Origin of the sequence: Paraburkholderia sp. RL17-347-BIC-D (genome assembly GCF_046027915.1) — a bacterium.
GTDB lineage: Bacteria > Pseudomonadota > Gammaproteobacteria > Burkholderiales > Burkholderiaceae > Paraburkholderia.
In genome coordinates this window covers 25594-51557 of record NZ_JARESS010000039.1, presented here as the reverse complement: position 1 = coordinate 51557, position 25964 = coordinate 25594, and the positions used below count along the sequence as shown (strand labels likewise).

Genomic DNA, 25964 nt, shown 5'->3' with positions numbered 1-25964 from the left:
AACTGGGACTTCCGGGTAAACTGCTGTGCGGCGTCTGTTTCGGGCTGCCCGGCCGCTTTGGGGAGCTCAGGAAACCGGCTGCAGGTTGCCGTCGAATCGTGCCGTTCCGTTTTCCCTTACCGACGCGGCTCGCACCACGTTGCCGTATTGCAGTGTGGTTCGCGTGCCGCCGACGCTGACGAGCTTCACGGACGACAACACGCCGCGGTTCCATTTGACGTCCACCGCAAATCCGCCCTTCGCCCGCACGCCCGTGACATGCCCCGTGCTCCATTGCGACGGCAGCGCGGGGAGCAGCGTGATGCGATCCATCCTGCTTTGCAGCAGCATTTCCAGTATTGCCGCCGGACCGCCGAAGTTCGCATCGATCTGGAACGCCGATGAGTTGCTCGACAACGCATACGCGTCGAACATGTTGGCGAACGTGCCGCTCACGCCGTCATTGCCCACCGAATAGCGCAGCAGCTTTGGGATCATCGAATAGCAGTTGGCGGCGTCGTGGAAATGCGCCCAGCAGGCGATGCGCCATGCGAGCCCCCAACCGAACGAGTCGAAGCCGCGTGCAAGCAGCAGCGCCTTCACGCCGGCCACGAGCTTCGGATCGCTGTCGAGCGTGATGCGCTCGCCTTCGAACCAGCCGATCAGCGGCGACAGATGCCGATGCCCCGTCTCGCCGACGATGCTGTCGCTCATCCATTCCTGAAGCTGCCCTGTCGTGGGACTCACCTTCGGCAGATAGAGCTGCGCCTTCATGCTCCCGATCGAGCGAGCAAAATCCGCGTCCTTGCCGAGCAACTGGCTCGCGGTCAGATAGTTCGTGAACAGATCCCACACGAGTTCCTGCGCGTAGGTGATCCCGAGCTGCTGATGCGGTCCCTGCTCCGGTGACCAGTCCTTGTCGTCAATGAGCAGACCCGTCACGGGGTCTCTGATCAAACGCGCCTGCCAGAACTCGCACGCGGACTTCATTACCGGATAGATGCGGGCGAGATACGCCTTGTCCAGCGTGTACTGGTAGTGATTCCACAGCGTGCGGCAATACCAGGCGCTCGCGGGCGGACTCCAGTCCCAGCCTATAGAGCCGTAGATGCCCGTCGAAATGGCGACCGTCCAGCCCGCGACGTTGCCGTTCGAATTGCTGTAGTTCACGTTCGCGGCATCGTTGAAGTGATTCTTCGTCGACTGAACCCACGACGGCAACTGCCCGGTGACGTAATCGGCGAACGGTTGCTGGCACTCCGGCAAACCGGCTCGATCGGCGAGCCAGTAGTTCATCTGGATGTTGATGTCGGTGTGGTAGTCGGCCATCCACGGCGGGTTGTTCGTGGTGCTCCACAAACCCTGCAGATTCGCCGGCATCGAACCGCGTGACGACGAGATCGTGAGATAGCGTCCAAACTGCACGTACATTGCTTCGAGCTCCGGGTCGGCCGCGTTGGGATTCACCTGACGCGCCAGCAACCGCTCCGGGATCGTCAGTGCCCGTTGCGCATCGCTCGACCTGCCGAGATCGAGGTCCATGCGCCCGAAGAGCGAACGATAGTCGCGCACGTGACGCTCGAGCAGTTCGCGGTAACGCAGGGACGCGGCGCCCTTCACGTCAGCGATCACTGCACCGCGCGGATTGACGCCCGTCAGATAGTTTTCGACGTAGCGCCCGTTGTAGTCGGTGCGCGCCGCGATGATGATCGTGAGCGCCGGACAACCCTGAAGAGTGATCTGTGCGTTGGCCGAGTCGAGCGAAGCGACGCCCGCATCTGGAACGACCAGCATGTAGGTCGTGTACAGCTCGCCACTGCCGCTGACCGCGCCCGAGAACGACAGCGCGTGGTTCGATTCACCGATGATTTGCGTCCCCTGCCCGTCGACCAGCGACACCGCGCCGTTATAGGTGCCGCCGTCGGACGTGAGCCGCACGACGATCACGTTGTCGGGGAAGCTGCTGAAGATCTCGCGCCGATAGGTTTTGCCGCCAACGCGGTATTGCGTGCGTACGATCGAATTGCTGATGTCCAGCGAACGCTGGTAGTTCGTGGCGCCGGCGTGACCGGGCAGATCGATGTAGAACTTGCCGAGCGACAGGTAGGTGCCCATCCCCGTCGTCGTGTAGGCCGGATCGACAACGTTCTTGCTGCCCGACCACAACGTGATTTCGTTCAGGTAGAGCACCTCACGTTCGCTCGCGCCGCCGGCCATCGCACCGAGTCGTCCGTTCCCGACCGGCAGGCCTTGAAACTGGACGCTGGACTCGACAGCAGGCGAGTCGTATCGGAACAGCAGTGCCTGATCGGTGGGAACGCGCGCCGAATCCGCCTGCGTCGAAGCGTTGGCTGAATCGAAAGTATCGGATGGAACTGAAGAGGGATCGCCGGTCGCACCGGGCGAGGAAAGAGTTGCAGCGCCAGCACGTGCTGCAACCGGGAGGATGACAGCAGCACTGCCTAACTTCAGCAGCTTGCGACGCTTTGGACTGGTGGGAATTTTCATCGTCTCTCCTGCTAGGAAATTATGCTGAATCCACCTATGAATATTTAGTTCAAATATGCACGCGTAAGGATTCGTCAGACATTAGGTTTTTCCCCTAATACCGCGTTGCAAATGGTGGGATGAAGATGCGGGCGATTTGATGTTGCTGTGGGATGTCTGCGGATCGGAATTTGGTGAAATTTAGGAAACCGTATTTTTTATGGCATACGGGACCGCGTGCGGATAAAGCGGTCATTTCAGTGGGTAACGATACGTTTCTACGCAACCCAGTCCGGCTAGTTCCCGACACAAATCCTTGGTTCTCTTAAGCGAATTAACTGCTGCTCCGCCGACTTACGTTTGGACGGCTGGCAGTCCCCGACCCGTCAGAAATGGGACAGCGTTATCGGTATGACCGGTTGCCGCGCGTGTAGATCACGCATTGATATGCGAGCACGCAAAGTAGCCCCAAGCTCGCGAACAAACGAACGCGGCCGGCCACTTGCCCATGCCGACAATTCCGCTCTGTTCCCGCGAGAGCCGTCCGTCGTGTGGGGGCAGAGGTGGGGCAAAAATCCGCCCCAGACGATAAAGGCCTTATGGACATTTCCGAGCACGGCGTCGGTGAACGCCTCGCTGGTGAACTGGCTGCCCTGACCGGTGCTGACGAATTCAGGCCGCCCGTCGTAGATTGGTGCACCAGGCATCTGACAGAAACCGTCACGGAGGATTAACAGCCAGTCTCGAGCATGAGAACTCTGGAATCAGGGAAAGCTCATCGGGCTCCCATACGCGAAGCACTCGCGTCATCCATATCGCTCGCGAACAGCGGCTTACGCGCAGACCGTATGAACCGGTCGTTTCGAATCTGTCAGGTTTAATGGGGCCTTCGGCAGGCTTCGGCCCGGACTGAGCCCGCAGCCAAAGGTCTGCCGCTCTCAAGCGGGCGCCCGTGGATTATCGGCTTAGGGCGGCCTGGGCCCGTTGCAGCCACTCGCTGTTATGTTCGCGGGCGTGGCGTGGCCAATGCCTGGCATCCTGCACAATCTCGGCGTAAAGTTCGCGCGCACGCTGGTGGTCAGCCTCGTCTGGCTGCACCGCTAACCAATCGGCGTAGAGGCAACGCGGTGCAGCGTCTCTTGCGCTCGCGAGCGCAATCTCGAACGCGGCGCGTGTGCCTGGCGCGCCAATCGCGTCCAAGGCCCGTGCATACAGCAAGGCAGGCTCCGGCTGCCGACGGGTGAGAGGATGGGCGGCGAACAGTTTTTCCAGTGCGTCCTGCGCGGCCGAAGCATTGCCGTTGGCAAACTGCGCACGCGCCAGCCCTTGGAGTAAAGCCGGATCGGATGAGAACGGCCCGCTGGCCGCCGCCTGGTAATGCTCCAGGGCTTCGGCGGCATTTCCTGCATCGAGCAGCGCTGCGGCCAACCGCATGCGATGCGCGACGGTCGGCGCGCGATCGAAATCAGTGCGCGCCCCGCGCACCGCTCGATTGGGATCGACAAGCTGCGAGATGACCCTCGTTGCCGCCCTTGCCCCACGCGACTGGCGCAGGGAGGGCAAGTAAATGACAAAGAGGTAGACCGCACTGCCAAGGCCAGGGAAAAGAAACAGGATCAGCAGCCAGTACATGTTCTGCTGAGTGCGCACGGCATGCACCGCAAAGAACAGGGCGATGATGACGTAAAGGCTGATTCCGAAGATGCGCATTTACGAGAAGGTCAGTTGTGGGGCGTTGCCGAGGGTACGTCAGCGAAACGGCTGAGCGCTATTGTGACAGAAACACGCTGCCATATCTGGTAGCTCAACGGCACCCTTCCCGCCACCTGGCACTTAGCCCGGCCCGCGGCAGCGGATGCCCCGCATCATCGCTCCCCGCCGTCTTTATTGGGCCGGGAGGCCTGCGATGCGCGTCGTCCAGGCTCTCTATTGGCTCAACGATGCCTTGGAAGACAACAGGGACCGGATTCGAAAGCGTCTAGGACCGGTTTTTTCCAACCCCGTTTACGGCTGTGAAATTAAGCGGGATTTGAAAGATGGCTTTTCCCGTTTGACCATCTGGATGCAAAAGTTCTTGCAGCCCATACCCGACTTTCTCCACGTCGGCTGACGAGACGATGCAGCAGCGCCACACCGGCATATAGCCGTGCAGCCGCAAACTAGCCCGCCCATGGACCCAGCCCGCAATGGCATGCTTCACACGGTCTCGCGTCAAGCGTCTATCCGCAAATCGCAACGGGATCCTTTTTCGGCGTTCTCCGACGGTCTCGCGTCGCGGCACATTTGACGCCATAAAAAAAATTGCAGCGAATGGAATGTTTGCTCCGAGCCTGTGTTTGCACCTTCGTACACCAGAATCCAGCGCCCGCTTGCAGTCGGAAGCATCGACCGGATGATTGACTGGGTATGGTTCGTCTATCGACTCGCCGCAGCGGCTGAGCGAAATCCGCGAATCTCATCCCTCACTATCTCGGAGAAGTCTCATGAAGTTGAATTCGTTTGTCCTCGCCGGTTTCGCCTGCGCCACGCTGCTGAGTGCAACGACATCATTCGCGCAGGACAGCACCGCCGCCCCGTCCGCACCGATCAAGAACGTCGTGCTGGTTCACGGACTGTTTGCAGATGGTTCAAGCTGGGGGAAAGTGATCCCGCTGCTGCAGGCAAAGGGCCTGCACGTTACGGCGGTGCAGAATCCGACGACCTCGCTCGACGCGGACGTGGACGCGGTCAAGCGCGCGCTTGCGCAGCAGCAGGGCCCAACGCTGCTGGTCGCGCACTCGTACGGCGGGATGGTGATCAGCCAGGCTGGCGATGATCCGAAGGTGGCCGGTCTCGTGTACATTGCCGCGCGTGCACCGGATGCCGGCGAGGACTATCCGGCGCTGACGAAAAAATTCCCGGCCGCGCCCGCATCGGCGGGGCTTCAGTGGTCGGACGGCTACGGCGCGCTGTCTGAGCAGGCATTTCTGAAAGACTTTGCCGGCGATCTGCCGACGGCTGAAGCAGAAAAGTATTATGCGGTTCAGCAGCCCATCGGCAAGGCGATCACGATGGCGAAGACGACTGTCGCCGCGTGGCACGACAAGCCAACGTGGTATGCGGTGTCGACTGAAGATCGGACCATCAACACCGATCTGGAGCGCTTCATGGCGAACCGGATGCACGCGCATACGATCGAGCTAAAGTCGAGCCATGTGTCGCTGCTGTCGCATCCGACTGAAGTGGCAAATCTGATCCTCGAAGCGACCGGTGAGCAGAAGTAAGGCGGTGCTCGCATCGGCGTATAGAGCGCGAGCGGTCAATTAGGCGGTGGCATATCGATCGACCGGCCGACCGTCGTCGGGGCGATGTGCGAAGTTCGCCACAAGGCCTTGAACGATCGTTCGCGTGGTGGGTAACGTCTACCCGCCCAGCGTTATTGAACTGGTGTCGTGCACTCCGTAGACTGACTTCATGTCTTCGCAAGAGCAATTGTGTCCAATCAAACGCCGTCCCATTCGCGGGGGGCGTTATTCCAGACGCAGGCCGACCGCTATGGCCCGGCATGCGTGGACCACTCGGTGCAAGACATAAAGAAACAAGGCATTCTGCACTCACCCCTATTGTTCACACTTTCGCATCAGGGTCACGCATCATGCGTCTATTAAACATCGTGTCTTCTCCTCGTGGCGCCAAGTCAGTCTCAATCTCTGTCGCTAACGCGTTTCTCGATGCGTATGGTAAGGCTACTCCTTCGATTGAGATCGACACCTTGAACGTCTGGGACGAAAACTTGCCTGACTTTGACCGTCATGCGATTGGTGCAAAGTACAAAGGAATATCAAAAGAGCCGATGGATAGCGCCGAATTGTCGATCTGGATTCGGATACAGTCTCTTGTGAAGCGTTTTCAACAAGCCGATCGGATAGTGGTCGGTGTCCCGATGTGGAATTTTGGATATCCCTATAAGCTGAAACAACTGATTGATCTTGTCAGTCAGAGGAACATGCTGTTCACCTTCGATGGCGAAAGATACGGCCCAATGCTGAAGATCCCGAGGGCCCTCGTCATCTATGTTCGCGGACAGAGCCACGATAGAGGTGCGGGTATCAGTAGCCCAGGGTTTAAACATCAAGCCGATTACATCGATTTCTGGCTGAAGTTCATCGGTGTGGATGAAGTTAAAAGCCTGATGGTGGAACACACTTGGGATGCTAAGGGACCGGAAACTATCGAGCAGGGGAAAGCTCGAGCGATTGCGATGGCCGCAGATTTCTAATCGTGCTAACACAGCGTACCCGCAAGCGCCTGTTTGTTTAGCGACTACAGCACCTTGAAAATGTTCTGGCGAGACGGTCGACGCTATCTACCGGATCGTCCTGTTCGCCGCCCTATTCTTCGTGTTGCTTGTGTTGCGCTTTTGGCGTCTGGCCGCCTAATCACCGGTCTCGGTCGCTTGGTAAAGCTACGCTTTTCCTGACACGGCGGTGGTCCGCTATCGACACCACCTGTCTGGTCTTGGGCCGACAGTGCTCGCCTCGGTATGGCATCGATCGTGGTCGCGACAGTTTGCCAACGAGACATTTATAGTCGGGGAGGCCGGTCGAGTTTCCGGACAAATCCGCGACCGCGGCAAGCGCAGCAGCAACGAGTAGTGTGTTGACCGTCCACTTAAATCTGAGGGTTTTATGGACACATTGCAAAAAATGCGCGCGTTCACGCGAATCGCGGTGACCGGCAGCTTCACTTCCGCTGCCAGGTCGCTCGATACGACGACCGGAGTCATGTCTCGAGCGGTATCAGAACTCGAAGCCCATCTGCGAACCCGCCTGCTGAACCGTTCGACGCGACGTCTTGCCCTCACACCGGCTGGCGAGCGATATCTGCAAAACTGTCAACAGATCCTAGCTGACCTCGACATTGCAGAAGAGGAGGCTCGCAGTGCGCACGAACGCCCTGCCGGCACTTTACGGATGTTCAGCCTGGCGAGCATTGGACAACACTATGTGCTGCCGGCGATCTCGAAATATCGTGCCCAGTACCCGGAAGTTTCGGTCGAACTAACCTTGTCGCAGAGTACGCCGGATCTGTTCGGTGGCGGCAGCGATGTTGCCGTCGTCGTAGCGCCGTCTCTTTCTGACTCGGAGATGGTGTCGCACCTGCTCGGCTCGACGTGTAGCATCCTGTGCGCATCGCCGGACTATTTGCGCTCGCGCGGCACTCCGCGGCAACCGGGCGATCTGGCGCAGCATGAATGCCTGACGCTGAACACGCCTGGCTTTCCGGAGCGCGAGTGGTTACTCGAAGGACCTGACGACAGCGAATTGCTACAAGTCAGGGGCCCGCTGCAAGTGAATATCGCCGAATCGCTTGTTGTCGCAATCCGCGAAGGCATGGGCATCGGGATGCTGCCGTTGTATGCCGCAGTCGACGGTCTGCGCAACGGCACGCTAGTTCGCGTGCTACCCGATCGCACGCTGCAGAAGATGAACATTTACGCACTTTACGCTTCACGCAAGTTCACCGATGCGAAGGTACGCACGTGGGTCGATCTCCTGCGCGCCCACTTGCCAGGGGTCATCGCGCGCGACAAAGCGATGCTTGCCAGCTCGAGGGCGATGAAAGACCGAGATGGACACCAAAGCTCTTTATGCTTGCCGCAAGCGCCCACTTCGCGCGGCTACCTGCGATCAGAACAGCAACGTGAGGTCCAGCAGCTTCCACCTTAGATCGCATGAAGACAGTCTGAACGAACGGAACCACCTCTAAGGGAGTCGACGGGCACTACGCTGTGTATACATTTCGAGCTGGAATCTTCCAGGTCATGCTGCCCGTGGTGGTTCTATAACGTGCGCTCATCGCCCTTCCTCAAAACTGCGGATCCATTGACAAAGGAATCTGACCTCGACAAAGACAAGTGGCAACCGAATTTCTCACGTTGTCCACCACTAACCCTCCGGCAACCTCAACGGCACGACGGTCCGCTCATTATTGGCCTCCACGAGCCGGATCATTTGCAACATGAAGAAATCGCGCTCTACAGATGACAGATGCTCGATCGTTCTGTCGTGCGCGCGTTGCACGGCCGGCGCCATTTTTGCCACGAGACGCTTGCCCTGGGCAGAAAGCCGTACGAGCCTAAGGCGTTTGTCGTGCGCAGCCTGCTTTCGGTTGACGAGGCCGCGCGCATGCAACCTCGGAATCACTTCGGCCACGCTCGAACGTTCAAGGCCGATCTCGATAGACAGCGTGTTCTGGTCAATTTCGCCTAGCGCTTCAAGCGTGGTCAGCAAGCTGTATTGCACGGGCGTGATATTGAACTCGCTAGTCTCTTCGGCGAACAACGACCCGTGAATCTGATGCAGGCGCCTGATCAGAAAACCAGGCCGCCCAAACAATGGGGATCTTGCCTGCAGCCGCTCAAGCTCAGCACGGGTTGTTTCGAGGTCCATTTCCGGAATGATCAAGGTCGACATGGTGCGGTCTCTGGCGTGACTGGTGAACTGACGTAGACGCGCGAACCGCGCGCTCAATGGCAGCATTCTATGCGAACGACGTGCCCCGTTTCAAATGCGCGGCACACCACACAATTCACCAAAAAATAGCACTGGGCAAGAATCCGGTGCACATCCGCCTCAGAGTCTTCATTTTGGTGCGAAGTCGCTCGGGAAAATCCGTGGTATGGCACACATCTGTTGGCCATATCGACGGTTTCTCATTGATGCAAAAGGCTTTTCCGAATCATTGAAGCAACGGATTCAAACCGGCACAGTATTTGCGGTACACCACGCATCTCGTCCCGGAAACGCACACAAAACATGTCCCAGCTTCTACTTCAAGGTGGCCGCGTGATCGATCCGGCCGCCGGCATCGACGCCACGCTCGACGTTCTCGTCGACGGCAAGTCGATCGCCGCGATCGGTGCCGGGCTCGTCGCCCAGGCGCCGTCAGCCAAAATCATCGATTGCCGCGGCCGGCTGGTGCTGCCCGGCCTGATCGACACACACGGCCACGTTTATCAATACGTGACCGGCCGCTTTGGCCTGAATGCCGATCAATGCGGCGTGCACTCCGGCGTGACGACCATAGTCGATCAAGGCGGAGCGAGTTGCATCACGATTCCGGGCTTTCGCAACTTCGTCGCCGAGCGCGCCGCAACCCGCGTGTTCGCCTTTATTTCGGCCTATCTCGTCGGCGGCCTCGAAGGTCATTACTATCCCGACCTGTACCGTCCCGACTGTCTCGATGCGGCAGCAACCGTCAAGTCAGCGCTCGCCAACGCCGATCTGGTCAAGGGTATCAAGGCGCATGCCGAGATCGGCGGCTTCGCGCGCTGGGGACTCGACGTGATGAAGATCGCATCGAAAATTGGCCGCGATGCTGCCTTGCCAGTCTACATTCACTTCGGACAGCTCTGGCCCAAGCCGGAGCTCGGCGGCATGCCGGTCAATCCCGACTCGATTTTCAATCAGGTCGTCGAGACCCTGAAGCCCGGCGATATTCTCGCGCATCCGTTCAGCCGGCATCCGGGCGGGTTTGTCGAGGAGAACGGCCAGTTGCATCCGCTCGTTCATGAAGCGGTCGCACGCGGCCTCAAGATCGACGTCGGTCACGGCTCGCACTTCAGCTTCAAGACAGCTCGCGTCGTGCTCGACAGCGGCGTGATCCCCGACACGCTGGGCGCGGACATGCATGGATACAACACGCATGTGCCCTCGCCTGCGGGCACGCCTGACAGCCATCCCGACGAAGAGCACTCATTCCTCGGCCGCACGCAGTTCAGTCTCGTCAGTGCGATGACCAGCATGCTGGCGCTCGGTCTTCCTCTCGATCACGTCGTTGCGATGACGACCAGCCATGCCGCGAAGATGATCGGCATGGACGGTGAATTGGGCACGCTCAAGGTGGGCGGCGTCGCTGACATCAGCGTGCTGGACGACCGCCGTGGCCGTTGGGTGCTCGAAGACAACGAAGGCACCCAGGTGATCACCGATCGCATGCTTGCACCGCTTTTCTGTGTACGCGATGGCGTCCGCTATGACGCCAATGCGTCCCAGTTGCCGCTCGCGCGAGCGGCGTAAATCCGACCCGGCTCTCTTCACGAGGCAAACGATGAAACGTGCAGTCACAGTCAAGTCGCCGGACCGGCCGCAGGGCATCGGCGTATCGCTGCCGCGCAAGGAAGACGACCGCTTCCTGCATGGCCGCGGCGAATATGTCAGCAATATTCGCATGGTCGGAATGGTCGACGTCGCGTTCGTGCGCAGCCCGATCGCACATGGCCATATCGTTGGAATAGAGAAGCCGGCCGGTCTGGAAAAATCCGTCTACACGCTGATTGATCTCGACAATGTGAAACCGATCGTAGCGAATTCGGGGTTGCCGGGTTTCAAGCCGTCCGAACAGCCCGTACTCGCCAGCGGCAAGGTGCGGCAGGTGGGCGAAACCATTGCGATGTGCGTCGCGGCGACGCGCGCTGCCGCGGAAGACATCGCAGCGCAGGTGTTCGTAGACTTCGAAGAACTGCCCGCTGTCGTCGACATGCTCGACGCTCGCCGCGAAGGCTCCGCACTCGTGCACGAGCATTGGGGGGACAACGTCTTCCTCGAAGCCTTTGTCGATGCGAAGCCCGACGTCGACCTCGAAGCGATCCGCCGCGATGCGCCGATCAAGGTCCGCCGCAAGCTACGCACCTCGCGCCAAAGCATGGCGCCGATGGAAGGTCGCGGCGTCGTCGCACACTGGGATAGACGCCTCTCTCAGCTGATCATCCACACGTCGGCGCAGATGCCGCACATCACTCGTACGGGCCTCGCGCATTGCCTCGGTCTCGATGAGGGCCAGGTCCGCGTGATCGCGCCCGACGTCGGCGGGGGGTTCGGCTACAAGGGCATCCTGTTGCCGGAAGAAGTCTGCTGTGGCTGGCTTGCGATGCATCTGGAGAAGCCGGTCCGCTGGATCGAGGATCGCCGCGAACAGTTGACGGCCAATGCCAACTGCCGCGAGCACGACTACGACATCACCGCGTATGCCGAACTCGACGGCCGGCTTATCGCCGTCGAGTGCGAGGCTAGCGTCGACTCAGGCGCTTACTCGTCGTATCCGTTCTCCGCGTGCCTCGAGGCCGCGCAAGTGGGCAGCATTCTGCCCGGCCCATACAAGATGGATCGCTATCGCTGCCGCACCTGGTCGGTCGCGACGAACAAGCCGCCCATCCTGCCGTACCGTGGCGTGGCTCGTACCGGCGTGTGCTACGCGATCGAATCGGTCATGGATGCAATCGCCGTGGAAGCCGGCATCGAACCCTACGAAGTGCGCCTGCGCAATCTCGTCGAACCGCACGAAATGCCGTACGACAACATCACCAACAAGCACTTCGACAGCGGCAACTATCCGGAGGCCGTACGGCGGGCCATCGCCGCCATCGATCTTCCCGCGATACGCGCGCGTCAACGGCGCGGCGAACCCGATGGTCGCCGGATCGGTTTCGGTCTCGCGGTCTTCTGCGAGCAAGGCGCACACGGCACCTCCGTCTATCATGGCTGGGGTATTCCGATGGTGCCGGGCCGCGAGCCGGCCGTCATTCGCCTTACCCCCGACGGGATTCTCGAAGTGCGGGCCGGCGTGCATTCGCACGGTCAGAGCATGGAGACGACGCTTGCGCAGATCGCGCACGAGGTGCTCGGCATCGATACGGAACGCGTACGCGTCGTACTTGGCGACACCGGTGTGACGCCGTATTCGACCGGCACATGGGGCTCGCGCTCGATCGTGATGGCTGGCGGCGCACTAGGGCAGGCCTCGAAGGAACTCAGACAGCGGATGATGAAAATCGGCGCATGGCTGCTGAAGGAGCCGCTCGACGCCGTGCGTTGGGAGCACGGCGCAGTTGTCGGTGCGGAAGGCCGCTACACCATCGCCGACATTGCGCGAACGTGGTATCTCGCGCCACAACTGCTGCCGCCCGACGTCGATCCGCGCGGCCTGGAAGTGTCGACGTCGTATCAGGCTAAACGCGATACCGGCACGTTCAGCTACGCGTGCCATGCGGTCGTAGTTGCCGTCGACACACAACTCGGCAAGACCGAAATTCTCGATTACGTGATCGTCGAGGACGGCGGCGTGCTGATCAATCCGATGGTCGTCGATGGGCAGGTATTCGGCGGTGCAGCGCAGGGAATCGGCACGGCCCTTTACGAAGCGATGCCGTACAGCGAGGACGGCCAGCCGCTTGCCTCTACCCTCGCCGACTACCTGCTGCCCGGCGCCACGGAAGTCCCCGCTATCCGTATCGAACACATGGAAACGCCCGCTCCGTACACCGAATTCGGGCAAAAAGGCATCGGCGAAAGCGGCGCGATCGGTTCCCCTGCCGCGATCGCGAATGCCGTCAACGATGCACTGCGGCCGCTCGGCGTTCAGGTCGACCAGTTGCCGATCTCGCCGCGTGTCATTGTCGAAGCCATGCGATCGGCAACGCCGGCTCGCGCCGCCAAGGGGATGCCAGCATGAAAGCCGCGATCTACGACTATGCAAAGCCCGTTACCGAAGATAGCGCGATCGCGCTGGTTGGCGCCAGCGACGGAATGGCGAAGTTCGTGTCCGGTGGCCAGTCGCTTGGCCCAATGATGAATCTGCGGCTCACGCAACCCGAGACGCTGGTCGATCTGCGCGGTATCGCGGCGTTGCGTGAATGCGGCAACGAAGGTAACAGGACGCTGATCGGCGCATGCGTGACGCACGCGGAGATCGAAGATCGCAAGATCGACGACGGTACACAGGGATTGATGCCCTACGTGGCGCGCGGCATCGCGTATCGCGCGGTGCGCAATCGCGGCACACTCGGCGGCAGTCTCGCTCATGCCGATCCGGCTGCCGACTGGATTAACACGATGTATGCACTCGACGCGGAATTTCTCGTCGCGGGCCCGCATGGGACCCGCTCGTTGACGGCGGCCGGCTGGATGAGCGGCGCGTTCACGACCGCGCTGAAGGCCGACGAGATTCTCACCGGCGTGCGCTTTCGGCGCCTGTCGCCTGCCGCGCGCTGGAGCTACTACAAGTTCAATCGCAAGCCCGGCGAGTTCGCGGAAGCGATTGCGGTCTTCATCGACGATGCGCCGGCCGGCGTTTGCCGCGCCGTGATCGGTGCAATCGACGGGCCGCCGCATTTGATCGAGAACGCGCGCGCGTTGCTCGACAGCCCCAATGCAGCGCTGCTCGATCCGCATCTCGACGCAGCGGGTCTCGAAACCGGGAGCTACGAATACCAGGTGCATCGCGTGGCGCTTGAACGGGCTGCCGCAATCGTCCGCGAAAACAGGAAGCAGCAATGACCGATATCCTCACTCAACGGATCGAACTCCGGATCAATTGCGAGCAGGTGTCGGCCGCTGTCGAACCGCGCACGAGTCTCGCGGATTTCCTGCGCGAGCATCAGATGCTGTGCGGGACGAACCTCGGTTGCGAACAGGGCGTGTGCGGCGCGTGCACGCTGATGGTCGACGGCATGCCGACCCGCTCGTGCATCACATCGGCGGTCTCGTGCTCGGGTTCCGACGTGCAGAGCATAGAAGGCTTCGACGGCGACGACGTGATGAACGAACTGCGCACCGCCTTCACAGCAGAGCACGCGTTGCAATGCGGCTACTGCACGCCGGGAATGCTGGTGACGGCACGCGATATCGTGACCCGCCTGCCCGACGCAGACGACGACCGCGTGCGCCTCGAACTGTCGGGCAACCTGTGCCGGTGCACCGGCTATGTCGGTATCGTGCGAGCGATCCGGCGCGTACTGGATGCGCACCGGGCGAGTCAGCGTGCACCGCTCGCCGCGACTGCAGCAACCTGATCCCCTAGTCTCAAGAGACCGGACCACGAATGGAAATTGAGCAAAACTTTACAGTGCCCTACCCACGCGATGTCGTATGGGCCTGTTTCCGCGATACGCCTGGGATCGTAGCGTGTCTGCCCGGGGCGTCGCTGACCGCGCCACCGGACGACGGCCGGCTGAAGCTCGCGATGACCGTCAAACTCGGGCCAATCGTGGCAAGCTTTGCCGGCGACGGCGAAATGAAGCTGGACGATACAGCCTGGCGTGGCAGCGTTATTGGCGGCGGCGTGGACCGCAAGAGCGCGTCGCGCGTGAAGGGGGAAGCGTCGTTCTCACTCGACGACCCGACGCCTCGCGAGACGCGCGTCGACGTGAAGGTGGACTACGCGATCGCCGGCAGCCTTGCCCAGTTCTCGCGTGGCGGCATCGTAAAGGAACTCGCCACACGGATGACCGAAGCCTTCGCTGCGAACCTCAAGGCCCGGCTGGATCTCTCGGCTTCGCAAGTCGCAGCTACGACCACCGCGCCTGTTGCCGAGCCGGAACTGGCAACCGTTTCAGCCCCCGACCCGGTGACGACGCCAGCCGCAACAGTTCCACCCGTTTTGCAGCCTACGGATGTCATACCAGCCCATACGGCTAACCCGGCTACGCAGCCGTCCGCTAATGCCCCGCTCAACCTCGGCAACATGTTCTGGAAAATCCTGTGGTCGCGTGTTTGCGGTCTGTTCGGCTTCGGAGCCCGCAGATGACATCCCCGGTCCAGGATGCCGCGCTTCAGCGCCTGCAAGCGGTTCGTCCTCAATGGCGCGCTGTGCGCTTCGCACGCAATGCCGTTGGGCTGCCCGAGTTCACGCTGCTGCATGCAGGCCCTCCGTATGAAGACCCATGCAGGCCACCCCCGCCGGTGCTGTCGTCGGCGGTGTTGTGCTGTCTGTATGAAGGCTGGGCGGCAAGCGAGCAGGATGCCGAACGCCTGATCGCCACCGGCCGCGTGAACCTTGTCAGCGCCCAATCCTATGGCGTGGTTACGCCGCTCGCAGCCGTGATTTCGGGCAGCACGGCGCTTGTCGAAGCCGGCGATCCGACTGGCGCCGCCTGGTCGCTGCTGGGCAGCGGCGCGGGGCCGCAACTGCGCTTCGGCTCACGCGACCCCGCGATTCTCGACCGCATGAAATGGCGCGACTCGGTTCTCGCGCCGGCACTCGACACAGCGCTGCGCGGCGAACCCGTCGATCTCCTCGCGCTCGCCCGGCACGGCCTCGACAACGGCGACGATCTGCACGCCCGCACGACCGCCGCAAGCGCAGCGCTCTACGACGTGTTGTCCGCACGACTCACCGATTCGTCGATCCATACGATGTTGCAGCAGACGCCGCTGTTCTTCCTCACGCTGTGGATGGCCGCGTGTCGCCTGATGACGTCGGCTGCCGCGCGAAATGCGGATCCGGCATCGACGCTCGTCGTCTCGCTCGCGGGAAACGGCATCGACGTCGGGATTCAACTGGCGGGCCGTCCGTCGCTCTGGCACACCGCCGCTGCTGCTGCGCCGGCAGGGCCGGCCATCAATCTCGCGCTCAAGGTCGCTGCCGCTCCTTTGACCGGAGACAGCGGCGTCATCGATATAGCCGGTTTTGGAGCGCAGGCGCTCGCGCTCGCGCCTGAACCGGCGGGTGCCTTCGCCGCGTGGCTGCCGCCCGAATGGCAACGCGAGCAAGCCCAACTGTACGCGGGTTCCCACCCCTGCTTTACTGATCTCCACTGCGGACTCGATGCCGCGCGAGTCGCCTTACACCGCGTCGCGCCGCTCGCTGCGATCGCAATGATCGGCGCCGATGGCCGTGCCGGTCTGCTAGGCCGCGGTCTCTTCGCTGCTCCGCAGAGTCTGTTTGCGTCGGCCGTTCAATCTCTCGAAACGCGATGCTCGTGAGCTGTTCCGAGACCGCCTTTGGCAACGACTTCCCGACCAGAATCGCCTCTGGGCTGTCAGTCGCAGAGCCGAGGCCCGGATCGATGGCGCCTGGCAAATCCTCACTGTCGCACGCACGATCCACGCTTCGCCAAAAGGCAGAAATGTCAGTCGTCGTCGCTTTTCTTCGCGGCGCCACCGACCGGTGTTCGGCTCAGATCGTTATTGGTCTCGACGAGCAACGTCAGAAAGGTCATGAAGCGCTTGCGATCCTCGGGCGGCAGCGCGGCGAGCGTCCGCTCGTGAGCCCGCGCGACGCCCGTCTCGAGCCGCGCCAGCAGCGCCCGTCCAATCTCCGTCAGCTCCGCCACCTTCTTGCGTTTATCCGTCTTCGACACGCGCCGCTGAATGAAACGCCGCTCGACAAGCCGCCCGATCACGTCGGCGGTATTGGCGCGATCGAGACCGACGGCGCGCGACAAAGCAATCTGTTCGGACGGCCCTATCTGCTCCAGCGCAGTGAGGATGCTGTATTGCACTGGCGTAATACCCTCTGGCGCGCACTCTTCGACGAATAACGCGACATGGATCTGATGCAGCCGGCGGATCAGGAAGCCTGGGCGTGCATCCAGCGCGGTATGACGCCAGTCCTTGGACGCGCTATCGCTCGCGCCTGCCCTGTCGGGTTTTGCTTTATTCGGACTCGCCACCATGACCTGCCTTATTTTGCCTGCGGAGGGTTATCTGACGGGGCGCGCGACACCGTGACCTCGACAGGCGTGGGTCGGAAGCCCGACGAGGGATTGTTCTGTTGCGGGCAGTTCGACAACACAGCAATAACGGGCATCTCCGCGCGCAACACCACGTAGTCGCCTGCTTTCGACGGGCTTGGCGCAATCTCGACCTCGCCCTGCTGGCCGAACGTCACACGCATGAAGAAGTTGATGTTCGAGACGATCTCCGACGGCCCCAGAGACCACTTCGCCAGTTCCTGCGCGAAGTTGCTGCGGCAACTCAGCTTGTTATGCACGCCGTAGCGGAGGAAGTCCATCTCGTGGCTGCAACATCCCGCGAGCGTGTCGTGAAAACCGCAGGTGTCGTCGAGCACCGAAAACATCTTGCGCGCGCGATCGGAATAGATCGTGGTGCCCTTGGTCACATACAACGAGCGATTGAGTTTTACCGTGTTCGGAACGTTGAGCCGGTCGAGTGGCAACTCGCCGGAGTAGCAGAGAAAGTCGACCGCCTGCTGCCCCTCCAGATCGACGATACGCAACTGATCGCCCGTCTCCAGCCGCATCGACCAGCGGCCGCCCGGTTCGATGATTTCACGATAAGCCGGTTCTTGTAACGTAAGATCGCCGCCTTTCATTTGGTCAAGCCTCCATGCTTCTTATCAAATTGCTCAACGGGAAGTTGATTCGTCAGTATGCATCGTATCAGTACAAAAACAGAAATTCTCTTCTTTCTCGTCTCTGTCCGTCACGCACGTTTTTTGTGCGCCGTCTGCTTTATCGCGCAACGGCGCCAAAGCCTCTGCATTGACTCAAATGAGTGCATTTCGTCCATTCTGTGGGGGCTTAAGTCTTTTGTTGGTGCGCAGATTGCCCTCTATCGACGCATGTATGCGCTCGCCTCGACGCTCACATCGGCAAGGCGCGGTGTTCGTCGAACTGGCATGTGAATTGCATCGGAGATGCGCAACTTGTCAGTGTGCATACGAATTTTCGATTGCGCATGAACGAGACGGCCTTTCGGCCACCAAAGCGCACGCTTCGCGCGCCATCGAGTCATTACAGCCAAGAGGGGTATTCATGTCGTCTCTCACCATCCAAAGTGCCGCAACGGACAAGACTTTCCGCACCGGCTTCAGGCGGCTCGCGCTGTCGTCTCTGCGTTCGCTGTTCGCTATTGCCGCCTTTGCGGGCGCTGCGCACATCGCATCGGCTGCCAGCGTCGACGAGATCAAATCGCGCGGCTATATCTCGGTCGCGACCGAAGACGATTTCAAGCCATTCGAATTCGTCGATAACGGTGCCCCCACCGGCTATGACAACGAGATGCTCGCGCTAGTGAAGAAGAAGCTTCCGGTACAGGTGAAGCAGCAGATCATGCCGTGGTCGGGCATCCTGCCGGGCGTAACGACAGGCAAGTACGACATGGCTGTCACTGCGGTTCTAGTCACGCCGGAGCGCAAAGGTACCTTTGATTTCACCGCGCCGCTGGCGGAATCGACGACGTTTTTTGCGACCAAGAAGGGATCGCCCATTAAGTCCGCCGACGACCTGATCGGCAAGGTGATCGGCGTGCAGACCGGCAGCGCAATGCTGGCCGACGTGAAAGCATTTGACGAGCAACTGAAGAAAACCCACGGCGGCAACGGCCTCAAGCAGATTGTCGAATATCAGTCGTATCCGGAGACCTATCAGGATCTCGCGCTCGGGCGGCTCGACGCCGTCGCCAATACGCAGATCAATCTCAACTCACTAATCAGGACGCGGCCGGACACATTCGTAATCGGTCAAAAGATCGGCAGCCCAGTGTATATCGCATGGGCGGTCAAGAAGGGCGACACGGCTGCGCTGCAGATGGTCAACAGCGTGCTCCTCGACCTGCGCAAGAGTGGTGAGATGTACCAGGTTCAGAAGAAGTGGTTCGGCGCCAGCTTTGAATCGATGCCGCAGTCCATCAACTGACCTCGCAGGCGAGCCCGCTTAATGACCGCTTACGATTACTGGAGCATCACGCAGGGTGCACTCGCGACCATTTCGCTGTCGCTCATCAGCATCGTGCTCGGCGTTCCGCTCGGGCTCGCACTGGCGCTGATTCGCTGGGCGAAAGTGCCGGTGCTCGACCGCTTCGTGTACTCCTACGTCAGCGTCATCCGGTCGTGTCCGACCGTGACGTTGACCTTGCTGGTGTTCTTCGCGTTGCCCCAGCTCGGACTATCGCTCGATCCGCTGCCCGCCGCGATTGTCGCGTTGACTATCAGCACGTCGGCCTTCAACTGCGAGATATGGCGCAGCGCGCTCGTCGAATTTCCGCGAGATCAATACGATGCAGCGCTGTCGTTCGCGATGCCGCGTTTCACCCGCATACGGCGCATCGTGATGCCACAGGTTTGCCGCGCGAGTCTGCCCGGTCTCGTGAACGAAATGACGCTGCAGATCAAGTCGACGCCCGCGGTGGCAGTGATCGGCATTGTCGAGATTACGCGCGCTGCGTTGCGTGTCGGCTCGAACACGTATGAGCCGCTGCCTCCGTTCATCTTCGCGCTCGCGCTCTACGGCCTGATCGTGTTCGCGCTCATCAAGCTGCAACGCGCGGTCGAGAAACGTCTTCGCTCCGGAGGCATGATTTGATCAACAACTTCCTGATCATCTGGCAGCAGCGCGACATCGCGCTGGCTGGCCTGCTCAACACGGTGATCCTTCTAGTCATATCCGGCGTGGCGTCGCTCGTACTGGGCGCGCTACTTACGCCGTTGCTCATGTCGGAGAACAAGGCGGTCAGCCGCGCGGCCGCCGCCTACGTCGATGCCATGCGTTGCGCGCCATTTCTGCTGTTTGTCTACCTGATCTACTTCGGCTTGCCGACGCTCGGCATCAGAATGTCGAACTGGTCGGCTGGCGCAGTCGCGCTGATTCTCTACAACACGGCTTACATGGGCGAGTTGCTTCGCGGCGCCTGGCTCGAACTTCCGGCATCGTTGATCGAGTCGGGCAAGGCGTTCGGATTTCGCGGTCTCACCCTGTTACGACGGATCATTCTGCCGCCGGTCATGCTGCGCGCGATGCCCCTGGTCGGCAACCAGTTGATCCAGATCGTCAAGGACAGTGCGTTTCTGACCGTCATCGCCGTCGGCGAACTGACCCATGAAATGACGGGCATTCAGGCCACCTACTTCATTCCGTTCGCTGCGTTCGTCGCGGCGGTCCTCCTTTACTGGTGTCTCTGCCTTGCAATCGAAGCCGGCACCGGGATGCTGAACAAATTCGCCGAGGAGCGTCGAGCGTGACCCCGACCTTGCCTTTGACAATGCCTGCAACAGAAACGGAAAATTTGCCCCCCGTCGATACATCGCCGAACGTCCTTAGGCTCGTCGGCATCTCCAAGTCGTTTGGCGATAACCACGTTCTGCGAGACGTGTCTTTGCAGGTCGCGCAGGGCGAGACCGTTTGCCTGCTAGGACCGTCCGGATGCGGCAAGTCGACGCTGCTGCGCTGTATCAACTGGCTCGAAGTGCCCGACGCAGGCAGCGTGCATGTATCCGGCCAACGGATGGGCGTGCGCGACAATACCCGTATCAGGATGAGCGATGCGGATCTGGCGAAAATGCGTGCCAAAATCGGCATGGTCTTTCAGCATTTTGCTTTGTGGCCGCACCTGAGCGTCATCGAAAACGTGATGGAGGCACCGCTGCACGTGCTCAAACGCGACCGCGCGACCGTGCGCGAGGAAGCGATCGAACTGCTTACCCGCGTCGGCCTTGCCGACAAGCACGACCAGTTTCCCTCACGCCTTTCCGGGGGGCAGAAGCAACGGGTCGGCATTGCCCGCGCTCTTGCGATGAAACCGGACGTACTGCTGTTCGACGAACCGACCAGCGCGCTCGATCCGATGCTGGTTGGGGAAGTGCTGAGCGTGATGAGGTCGCTTGCCAACGAAGGGGCGACGATGGTGATCGTCACGCACGAAATGGAATTCGCGCGACAGGTAGCCGATCGTATCGTGTTCATGGACGGCGGCCAGGTTGTCGAAACGGCGACGCCAGCCAAATTTTTCGGCTCACCGGAATCGCTGCGCGCAAGGCAGTTTCTCGCTCGATTTCATGGGCATGGCGGCAACACTTCGGTTTGAGGTCGAGACGGACTTTTAATCCCGAGCTTGCGCGCGACGGGAAATGGCGTGCGCCGGTTATACCAGGTAGGAAGAGTTGGGGCACGATGAGCCACGGTCACGATCGAACCAAGGCATGGGCACCGCGACATGCAGCGGATTCGAGGGATCGGCTACAGAGCGGCTAAGACGCGGCGGTCCCGCATGTGCGGTAGTGCCCCGCTCGATCAATCTCATGCCGGACATTACTTTAGGCTTACCTGGACTCGCTTTGAAGGCGCCTTTTGAGCGGTAAAACCGCGACTAAAGGTTCCGGCAGAATCGACTGTTAGTTGCATTTTCGTCATACCCAAACAGTCATCCAACCCGGACTGTTCCCGATTGCGAATGCCATCGATAAGCTCGTAGGGCCAATTGTTAGCGACGTGCGACAGACCTGTCGCTCCGACAGCCCACGAGACCCGCGTCGCAATCTCCGGCTGGCGCTCCTGGGCGCCCTGCTCTCACACTGCACGCTCGTCAAGGACGACGAGCTCGTGCGCGGCCTTGATGAGACGAGCGGATTTGCCTGAGCCAAGAGCTCTAGCGGCGTGTCGTGCGTACTGCGTGCTTCAATCAGGTACGCCAGCGGATTGCGCAAATCCGCCAGGAGTTTTCGTGGTTTGGGAAGAATTAAAATAAAACCGGCTCGCTATCGAGATGACTCCCAGTTGCGAGCCGGTTGCATGAATGTCGGTGCACAGCGGAACCGCGCTCCAAGGACTGTGTTGCTGGGTGGACTGCGCAGCAGCGGCCCGCCCAACTCTTCGATCATTGACCAAAAAATACAGAGCGCGGGCCAGTGGAGTCTGCCTCGGCTTTGTAGGCATGAACACCCGACGTCGACGAGCCGCTTACTACGCCGCCGTAGGTTGCCGAACCGTTCTGTTCAGCGATACGTGCTTCGGCGGCCTGGATGTTCTGCGGGTAATCGGAGCTATTTGCCCGCGCCGGGTCATAGCCAGCCTTCTCGAGCTGGGCCAGTTGAGCGCGGACCTCGGCGCGCGTAACGGGTTGATTCACTTGTGCAAACGACACGGCCGGAGCGGCAAGAACGAATGCAACAGCGATGGCATTGATGAGCGATTTCATGATTTGAACCTCAGCGATCATTTCAAGTGTTGCTACAGACACACCGGTCTGCAACTCATCAAAGCAGTCTACGAGCCGTATTTATCAGGGTAAATACCTAATTGATGAAAGCACTGTTGCGGGAATCGAAACAGTAGTCGAAACGGTTGCCGCATGGCCGCGCCAACCCGCCAAGCTAACGGATTTGAAGTGTATGGCGTGTCAGTTGTTTTCCAGACTAGCGCGGCTGAAAGGTAACGCTGTGGCAGGCATCTCACCCGGCGCTCACGGACTGAAGATGATTGCGGGGCACCGACGCCCGTGGCTCCGCCGCAGGATGTTTTGCGCAGTGTGACGATACGACACCGCCTTGCGCGAGGCTCGTTGGCTCTCTGAATTCGTCGCCGGCGACAACGAAGAAGGTTCGGCAACTTGGAATGCGCATGCTTGCTGACACACTTGTAGACTGCTTTCTCCTGCGTGCAACGTTTGACAAGAACGCTCCAGCCGGGCCTCAAGGGGCTTCTCTCGGAGCCGGCGCGAAGTGGGGAGTTCGTTCATTGTTCGCAGCGGGGGCATTTCGCCGGGCGGTGAGCGGTGGGTGCCATTACGGGCCGCCGTCTTCCTGCCGATATGCGTGCATTCGGGGTTGATCCGGCGACGCGCCTAGAAGAGCTCACTCATGCATACCAGGGGGCCAGTTGTTTTTTTGGTGAGTACGCCAAGCTTCGCACCGTGGGTCGCGCCGCTGCGTCTGAGTGAATGGGTGTATGTACGAAGCGCCCGCTCGCCGAACTGACGCGGCGCTAGTCTATCGATCGCGCTGTACGCATCCCGTGATCAACTTCAAGCAGCGGCTCACCGCACTCGACGACCGGGGCGTCGCCTTCCGCTGGAGGGAACATCGGGCAGCGGTCGCACGCACCAGAAGACGATCACGCGAGAGCCGCAGGAGTTCATGCGGCGCTTCCCGCTGCATCTGCTGCCGGCCAGCTTCCATCGCTTCCGTCACTCCGGTCTGCTGGCCAATGCGGTGCGTCAGGCAACCTGGCGACGATACGGGACGTCGCTACGCGCACCGGCTGCGAGTCGCAAGCGATGGCCGAGAAACTCCGCCGTTCATGAGAGCACTTCACTCCCCTAGCCGCACAAGACTCCCGCCTCTCGGACCACTTCGCGGGCCCTCCCTCGAGCGCGTCCCGCCCGCCAGCGCGCGTTGTCGTGTACTCCTTAGGCCGCAAACAAGGGCGGGTGTCGAATAACGCGTAACAATTCGAACCGGTCTAACTATTTCGCGCACGGCGGCGTGCTCGCCATATATCACGTGATGTCTCGCCGAGATTTCCGGTCAAGCTCCCCTGTCGATCTCCGTTCCGCCCATCACGAGCGGCGGCGCTACTTCGCTCGCGCCACGCGTTTTTCCAACTCAGGCGACGGGATGCGTGCCAGTTCGATCACTTTGCCGTTGCGTATCTGCGTAATGATGACGGGCAGCAGCATCTCCTGCGGCGCCCCGTAGGTGGACGCTCCGCCGAACGCGGCCGGTCCGTAGCTTGACTCGAAGGTGATCTTCGGCAGCGTCTGAGCAACGACGCGCGGATCGATGCTCCCCGACTTCTCCATTCCTGCCTTGAGCGCCATCACAGCTTCCCACGCCGACATGCCGGCAATATCGAGCGGCTCGTGCATCGCCGGCTCGAACGCTGCGGCCACTTGACGCTGCACCGGCGTCGCGTTGGGTCCGGCAAAGTCGGCGCCCAGCCCCATATAAAGGTTTTCAACCGCTTTGCCGCCGGTGCGAATCACCGCATCGGACACCGTACCCGCAGACGCGATGCGAACACCATTCCACCCTTGATCCGCGATCGCGCGATAGAGCACACCAATGTCACCAGGCGGCGCACCTAGTGTATCGATCGCGTCCGGTTTGGTTTGCACGACCTTGGTTGCCACCGGTTGAAACTCGGTAGTGCCGCGCTCGTATTTCACGTAAGTGAGAACCTGAATGCCCAGCGCCTTGAGATGCGGCATGGCGGATGCCACTGCCTCTTCGTCGGCAGCGTCATTCGGGCTGATCAGCGCGATCGTTTTGATCGACGGATTCTGTTTCTTGACAAGTGTATAGAGCGGCCCCAGAAACTCGGTCGGCGTGTTCGTGATCGTGAAGGTTAGTGGATATTTCGGACCCTTGATCGAATTGGACCAGCTCACGGTAAACATGAGAATACCGGCGCGCTCTGACATACTCTGCGTCGCCGCGACGGCCTGCGTCGACATGCCGAATACGACATAGCGGATGCCGTCCCGATTGAACATCGTCTGGGCGACTTTGACCCCGTCGGCCGCCGTGTACTTGTTGTCGTACGCCGTCACCGCATAGTGATAGATCTTCCCGTTGACATTGACGCCACCATGGTCGTTCACATATTTGACGGCCACTTGCGCGACCCACTCCGCACTCATGCCCCAACTCGCTCCAGCACCCGACATCGGCACCGTCATTCCAAGGTGGATCACGTCGTCCGCTAACGCGGGCATGACGAACGTCGCGTTGATCGCCCACGCCGCGCATGCGGCGGCCAGCGTCCGACGTACAAACGAATAGTTATGCATCGTCCCCCCTGTAGCCCCACCGCGCAGGCGTGTCGGCCAGCTAGAACGTGTGCCGGATGCCAACCATGCCGCCGGTTTGGGACGCGCCGAAAGACGTGTTGAAACCGGCTCCGTCAATGCCAACGTTACTGCCTTTCGTGTTCCAGATCTTCGAGACCTGCGCGTAGAAGTCCGTGGTCTTGGAGACGAAGTAGTCCGCGAGGATCACGCCGCTTGTCGGGCCGTTGTGCAAATTGCGGATCTGCATGTGGTACCCGCCCGCGGACAGCGAAAACGCCGGCGTGAAGCGATAGAACAGACCCGACCAGTAAAGGTTCGAGCTTTGCGCCGACGCGCCGTTCTGCCCATTCAGCCAGCGATACCCCAGATAGCCTGTAAGACTGCCATACGTATAGGACGCACCGGCCACCACGCGCTGCAGCGCATTGCTTTGTGTGGCAATCGACGTGCCCTGCTGCTGATCGAACACGACACCGGCGCTAATCGGCAGCGAACCCTGATACATGGCCATCAGTTCCCATTCACGCCCGACCTTGCTTGCGCCGGGGACCTGCGCGCCGTTCACGATCGTTGAATCGAAGCCCGTGCTGTACATGCCGCCCAACGTAAAGCCAGCACGATTGATCGTGTAACGCACCGAGTTGTCCATTCGCGAGGCGAGGAACGAATCCATCGGATACGCCGAATAAAAGGCGAACTGCAAGGGGTCATACGTCCATAGATATTCGTACGCGAGATTCTTTTGCCGGCCCACGGTGACCGTGCCCCACGTTTTGCTGTCCAGGCCGACTACCGACGTACGCCCGAACTCGCGACCGCCCTGCGAAGACTGACCGGTGTTGATGAGGAAGCCGGATTCAAGGGTGAAAATCGCCTTGAGACCGCCACCCAGGTCTTCGACCCCTTTCAGGCCCCATCGATCGCCGAGCAGATTGCCCGCCTGCATCTGGACCTGACTGCTATTGGTCTTGTTACCGGTCGTCGTGGGGACCTGATTCTTGTATTCGATGCCGACGTCGAGCAAGCCGTACAGCGTCACCGACGATTGCGCGCTAGCTATTCCGGACACGGCGCCAAACGCCAGCGCGACGCAGATTTTCTTGTTGGTCATGAGAGACCCTTTCAATTCAGTCCAGCTCAGGATGAAGCGCGCATTAGCCAGAGATCAGAAGACCCACGCTCGTCGCGCACTGATTTTTCTCCGAAACTCATCAA

At 60.6% G+C, this 25964-nt stretch carries 23 protein-coding genes; 15 read left to right on the top strand and 8 right to left on the bottom strand.

Features of this window, described 5'->3' with window-relative positions; translation table 11 throughout:
- Positions 1–66 precede the first annotated feature (66 nt).
- Both P0D96_RS35230 and P0D96_RS35225 read right to left on the bottom strand, forming a co-directional pair.
- Positions 67–2487: a glycoside hydrolase family 95 protein gene (locus P0D96_RS35230; RefSeq protein ID WP_408318274.1), complete on the bottom strand. Its 2421-nt coding sequence runs from the start codon at positions 2485–2487 to the stop codon at positions 67–69.
- Positions 2488–3423: 936 nt separating this feature from the next.
- Positions 3424–4176, bottom strand: a complete 753-nt coding sequence (locus P0D96_RS35225; RefSeq protein ID WP_408318272.1) for a tetratricopeptide repeat protein — start codon at positions 4174–4176, stop codon at positions 3424–3426.
- A gap of 145 nt (positions 4177–4321) precedes the next feature.
- Between P0D96_RS35225 and P0D96_RS35220 the strand changes: the two genes are divergently transcribed.
- From P0D96_RS35220 to P0D96_RS35205, 4 genes are all read left to right on the top strand, one after another.
- Positions 4322–4576 carry a hypothetical protein gene (locus P0D96_RS35220; protein ID WP_408289139.1) on the top strand — a complete coding sequence of 85 codons (255 nt, stop codon included), beginning with the start codon at positions 4322–4324 and terminating at the stop codon, positions 4574–4576.
- Positions 4577–4949: 373 nt separating this feature from the next.
- Positions 4950–5729 carry an alpha/beta hydrolase gene (locus tag P0D96_RS35215; RefSeq protein ID WP_408289142.1) on the top strand — a complete coding sequence of 260 codons (780 nt, stop codon included), beginning with the start codon at positions 4950–4952 and terminating at the stop codon, positions 5727–5729.
- 371 nt (positions 5730–6100) lie between these two features.
- Positions 6101–6724: an FMN-dependent NADH-azoreductase gene (locus tag P0D96_RS35210; protein ID WP_408318270.1), complete on the top strand. Its 624-nt coding sequence runs from the start codon at positions 6101–6103 to the stop codon at positions 6722–6724.
- Between the two features lie 409 nt (positions 6725–7133).
- Positions 7134–8174 carry a LysR family transcriptional regulator gene (locus P0D96_RS35205; protein WP_408289150.1) on the top strand — a complete coding sequence of 347 codons (1041 nt, stop codon included), beginning with the start codon at positions 7134–7136 and terminating at the stop codon, positions 8172–8174.
- Positions 8175–8393: 219 nt separating this feature from the next.
- On the opposite strand, the gene P0D96_RS35200 is transcribed toward P0D96_RS35205, so the two are convergent.
- Positions 8394–8921, bottom strand: coding sequence for a MarR family winged helix-turn-helix transcriptional regulator (locus tag P0D96_RS35200; protein ID WP_408318268.1), 528 nt, complete (start codon positions 8919–8921; stop codon positions 8394–8396).
- Between the two features lie 342 nt (positions 8922–9263).
- Here P0D96_RS35200 and P0D96_RS35195 point away from each other — a divergent pair, with 342 nt between their 5' ends.
- Genes P0D96_RS35195 through P0D96_RS35170 form a run of 6 tightly spaced genes read left to right on the top strand, consistent with a single transcriptional unit; the run spans position 9264 to position 16208 of the window.
- Positions 9264–10526, top strand: coding sequence for an amidohydrolase/deacetylase family metallohydrolase (locus P0D96_RS35195; RefSeq protein ID WP_408318267.1), 1263 nt, complete (start codon positions 9264–9266; stop codon positions 10524–10526).
- A gap of 31 nt (positions 10527–10557) precedes the next feature.
- Positions 10558–12957 (top strand): xanthine dehydrogenase family protein molybdopterin-binding subunit, encoded by a 2400-nt coding sequence (locus P0D96_RS35190; RefSeq protein WP_408318265.1) that lies wholly within the window; start codon positions 10558–10560, stop codon positions 12955–12957.
- Positions 12954–13781 carry an FAD binding domain-containing protein gene (locus P0D96_RS35185; protein ID WP_408318263.1) on the top strand — a complete coding sequence of 276 codons (828 nt, stop codon included), beginning with the start codon at positions 12954–12956 and terminating at the stop codon, positions 13779–13781. Before P0D96_RS35190 ends, P0D96_RS35185 begins: the two co-directional genes overlap by 4 nt.
- Positions 13778–14296 (top strand): (2Fe-2S)-binding protein, encoded by a 519-nt coding sequence (locus P0D96_RS35180; RefSeq protein ID WP_408179632.1) that lies wholly within the window; start codon positions 13778–13780, stop codon positions 14294–14296. Before P0D96_RS35185 ends, P0D96_RS35180 begins: the two co-directional genes overlap by 4 nt.
- A gap of 29 nt (positions 14297–14325) precedes the next feature.
- A complete protein-coding gene (locus P0D96_RS35175) occupies positions 14326–15030 on the top strand; it encodes an SRPBCC family protein (protein WP_408289168.1) in 705 nt (234 codons plus the stop codon).
- The gene (locus P0D96_RS35170; RefSeq protein WP_408318261.1) at positions 15027–16208 is read left to right on the top strand and encodes an oxamate carbamoyltransferase subunit AllG family protein; all 1182 of its coding nucleotides are present in this window, start codon (positions 15027–15029) and stop codon (positions 16206–16208) included. The genes P0D96_RS35175 and P0D96_RS35170 overlap by 4 nt, the downstream gene beginning before the upstream one ends.
- Before the next feature lie 146 nt (positions 16209–16354).
- Here the strand turns inward: P0D96_RS35170 and P0D96_RS35165 are convergent, their stop codons facing one another.
- On the bottom strand, positions 16355–16900 hold the full coding sequence (locus tag P0D96_RS35165) for a MarR family winged helix-turn-helix transcriptional regulator (RefSeq protein WP_408318260.1): 546 nt from the start codon (positions 16898–16900) through the stop codon (positions 16355–16357).
- A gap of 8 nt (positions 16901–16908) precedes the next feature.
- On the bottom strand, positions 16909–17559 hold the full coding sequence (locus P0D96_RS35160; RefSeq protein WP_408179628.1) for a DUF1989 domain-containing protein: 651 nt from the start codon (positions 17557–17559) through the stop codon (positions 16909–16911).
- A gap of 289 nt (positions 17560–17848) precedes the next feature.
- Here P0D96_RS35160 and P0D96_RS35155 point away from each other — a divergent pair, with 289 nt between their 5' ends.
- Genes P0D96_RS35155 through P0D96_RS35140 form a run of 4 tightly spaced genes read left to right on the top strand, consistent with a single transcriptional unit; the run spans position 17849 to position 21047 of the window.
- Positions 17849–18883 (top strand): transporter substrate-binding domain-containing protein, encoded by a 1035-nt coding sequence (locus P0D96_RS35155; protein ID WP_408318258.1) that lies wholly within the window; start codon positions 17849–17851, stop codon positions 18881–18883.
- Between the two features lie 21 nt (positions 18884–18904).
- Positions 18905–19549, top strand: a complete 645-nt coding sequence (locus P0D96_RS35150; protein ID WP_408179627.1) for an amino acid ABC transporter permease — start codon at positions 18905–18907, stop codon at positions 19547–19549.
- Positions 19546–20205 carry an amino acid ABC transporter permease gene (locus P0D96_RS35145; protein WP_408318256.1) on the top strand — a complete coding sequence of 220 codons (660 nt, stop codon included), beginning with the start codon at positions 19546–19548 and terminating at the stop codon, positions 20203–20205. The genes P0D96_RS35150 and P0D96_RS35145 overlap by 4 nt, the downstream gene beginning before the upstream one ends.
- Positions 20206–20225: 20 nt before the next feature.
- The gene (locus tag P0D96_RS35140) at positions 20226–21047 is read left to right on the top strand and encodes an amino acid ABC transporter ATP-binding protein (RefSeq protein ID WP_408289298.1); all 822 of its coding nucleotides are present in this window, start codon (positions 20226–20228) and stop codon (positions 21045–21047) included.
- Positions 21048–21836: 789 nt separating this feature from the next.
- On the opposite strand, the gene P0D96_RS35135 is transcribed toward P0D96_RS35140, so the two are convergent.
- Positions 21837–22157 carry a DUF4148 domain-containing protein gene (locus P0D96_RS35135; protein WP_408318254.1) on the bottom strand — a complete coding sequence of 107 codons (321 nt, stop codon included), beginning with the start codon at positions 22155–22157 and terminating at the stop codon, positions 21837–21839.
- A 796-nt stretch (positions 22158–22953) separates the two neighbouring features.
- Here P0D96_RS35135 and P0D96_RS35130 point away from each other — a divergent pair.
- Positions 22954–23280 carry a transposase gene (locus P0D96_RS35130; RefSeq protein WP_408318292.1) on the top strand — a complete coding sequence of 109 codons (327 nt, stop codon included), beginning with the start codon at positions 22954–22956 and terminating at the stop codon, positions 23278–23280.
- 251 nt (positions 23281–23531) lie between these two features.
- Here the strand turns inward: P0D96_RS35130 and P0D96_RS35125 are convergent, their stop codons facing one another.
- Together P0D96_RS35125 and P0D96_RS35120 are read right to left on the bottom strand one after the other, a co-directional pair.
- The gene (locus tag P0D96_RS35125) at positions 23532–24749 is read right to left on the bottom strand and encodes an ABC transporter substrate-binding protein (protein WP_408318252.1); all 1218 of its coding nucleotides are present in this window, start codon (positions 24747–24749) and stop codon (positions 23532–23534) included.
- Between the two features lie 40 nt (positions 24750–24789).
- Positions 24790–25860 (bottom strand): porin, encoded by a 1071-nt coding sequence (locus tag P0D96_RS35120; RefSeq protein WP_408318250.1) that lies wholly within the window; start codon positions 25858–25860, stop codon positions 24790–24792.
- Positions 25861–25964: the final 104 nt, after the last annotated feature.

What these genes read in the sequence shown, in the direction of transcription:
- P0D96_RS35230 (WP_408318274.1), bottom strand. Translation starts at nt 2,487, where the DNA reads ATGAAAATTCCCACCAGTCCAAAGCGTCGCAAGCTGCTGAAGTTAGGC.
- P0D96_RS35225 (WP_408318272.1), bottom strand. Translation starts at nt 4,176, where the DNA reads ATGCGCATCTTCGGAATCAGCCTTTACGTCATCATCGCCCTGTTCTTT.
- P0D96_RS35220 (WP_408289139.1), top strand. Translation starts at nt 4,322, where the DNA reads ATGCCCCGCATCATCGCTCCCCGCCGTCTTTATTGGGCCGGGAGGCCT.
- P0D96_RS35215 (WP_408289142.1), top strand. Translation starts at nt 4,950, where the DNA reads ATGAAGTTGAATTCGTTTGTCCTCGCCGGTTTCGCCTGCGCCACGCTG.
- P0D96_RS35210 (WP_408318270.1), top strand. Translation starts at nt 6,101, where the DNA reads ATGCGTCTATTAAACATCGTGTCTTCTCCTCGTGGCGCCAAGTCAGTC.
- P0D96_RS35205 (WP_408289150.1), top strand. Translation starts at nt 7,134, where the DNA reads ATGGACACATTGCAAAAAATGCGCGCGTTCACGCGAATCGCGGTGACC.
- P0D96_RS35200 (WP_408318268.1), bottom strand. Translation starts at nt 8,921, where the DNA reads ATGTCGACCTTGATCATTCCGGAAATGGACCTCGAAACAACCCGTGCT.
- P0D96_RS35195 (WP_408318267.1), top strand. Translation starts at nt 9,264, where the DNA reads ATGTCCCAGCTTCTACTTCAAGGTGGCCGCGTGATCGATCCGGCCGCC.
- P0D96_RS35190 (WP_408318265.1), top strand. Translation starts at nt 10,558, where the DNA reads ATGAAACGTGCAGTCACAGTCAAGTCGCCGGACCGGCCGCAGGGCATC.
- P0D96_RS35185 (WP_408318263.1), top strand. Translation starts at nt 12,954, where the DNA reads ATGAAAGCCGCGATCTACGACTATGCAAAGCCCGTTACCGAAGATAGC.
- P0D96_RS35180 (WP_408179632.1), top strand. Translation starts at nt 13,778, where the DNA reads ATGACCGATATCCTCACTCAACGGATCGAACTCCGGATCAATTGCGAG.
- P0D96_RS35175 (WP_408289168.1), top strand. Translation starts at nt 14,326, where the DNA reads ATGGAAATTGAGCAAAACTTTACAGTGCCCTACCCACGCGATGTCGTA.
- P0D96_RS35170 (WP_408318261.1), top strand. Translation starts at nt 15,027, where the DNA reads ATGACATCCCCGGTCCAGGATGCCGCGCTTCAGCGCCTGCAAGCGGTT.
- P0D96_RS35165 (WP_408318260.1), bottom strand. Translation starts at nt 16,900, where the DNA reads ATGGTGGCGAGTCCGAATAAAGCAAAACCCGACAGGGCAGGCGCGAGC.
- P0D96_RS35160 (WP_408179628.1), bottom strand. Translation starts at nt 17,559, where the DNA reads ATGAAAGGCGGCGATCTTACGTTACAAGAACCGGCTTATCGTGAAATC.
- P0D96_RS35150 (WP_408179627.1), top strand. Translation starts at nt 18,905, where the DNA reads ATGACCGCTTACGATTACTGGAGCATCACGCAGGGTGCACTCGCGACC.
- P0D96_RS35140 (WP_408289298.1), top strand. Translation starts at nt 20,226, where the DNA reads ATGCCTGCAACAGAAACGGAAAATTTGCCCCCCGTCGATACATCGCCG.
- P0D96_RS35135 (WP_408318254.1), bottom strand. Translation starts at nt 22,157, where the DNA reads ATGAAATCGCTCATCAATGCCATCGCTGTTGCATTCGTTCTTGCCGCT.
- P0D96_RS35125 (WP_408318252.1), bottom strand. Translation starts at nt 24,749, where the DNA reads ATGCATAACTATTCGTTTGTACGTCGGACGCTGGCCGCCGCATGCGCG.
- P0D96_RS35120 (WP_408318250.1), bottom strand. Translation starts at nt 25,860, where the DNA reads ATGACCAACAAGAAAATCTGCGTCGCGCTGGCGTTTGGCGCCGTGTCC.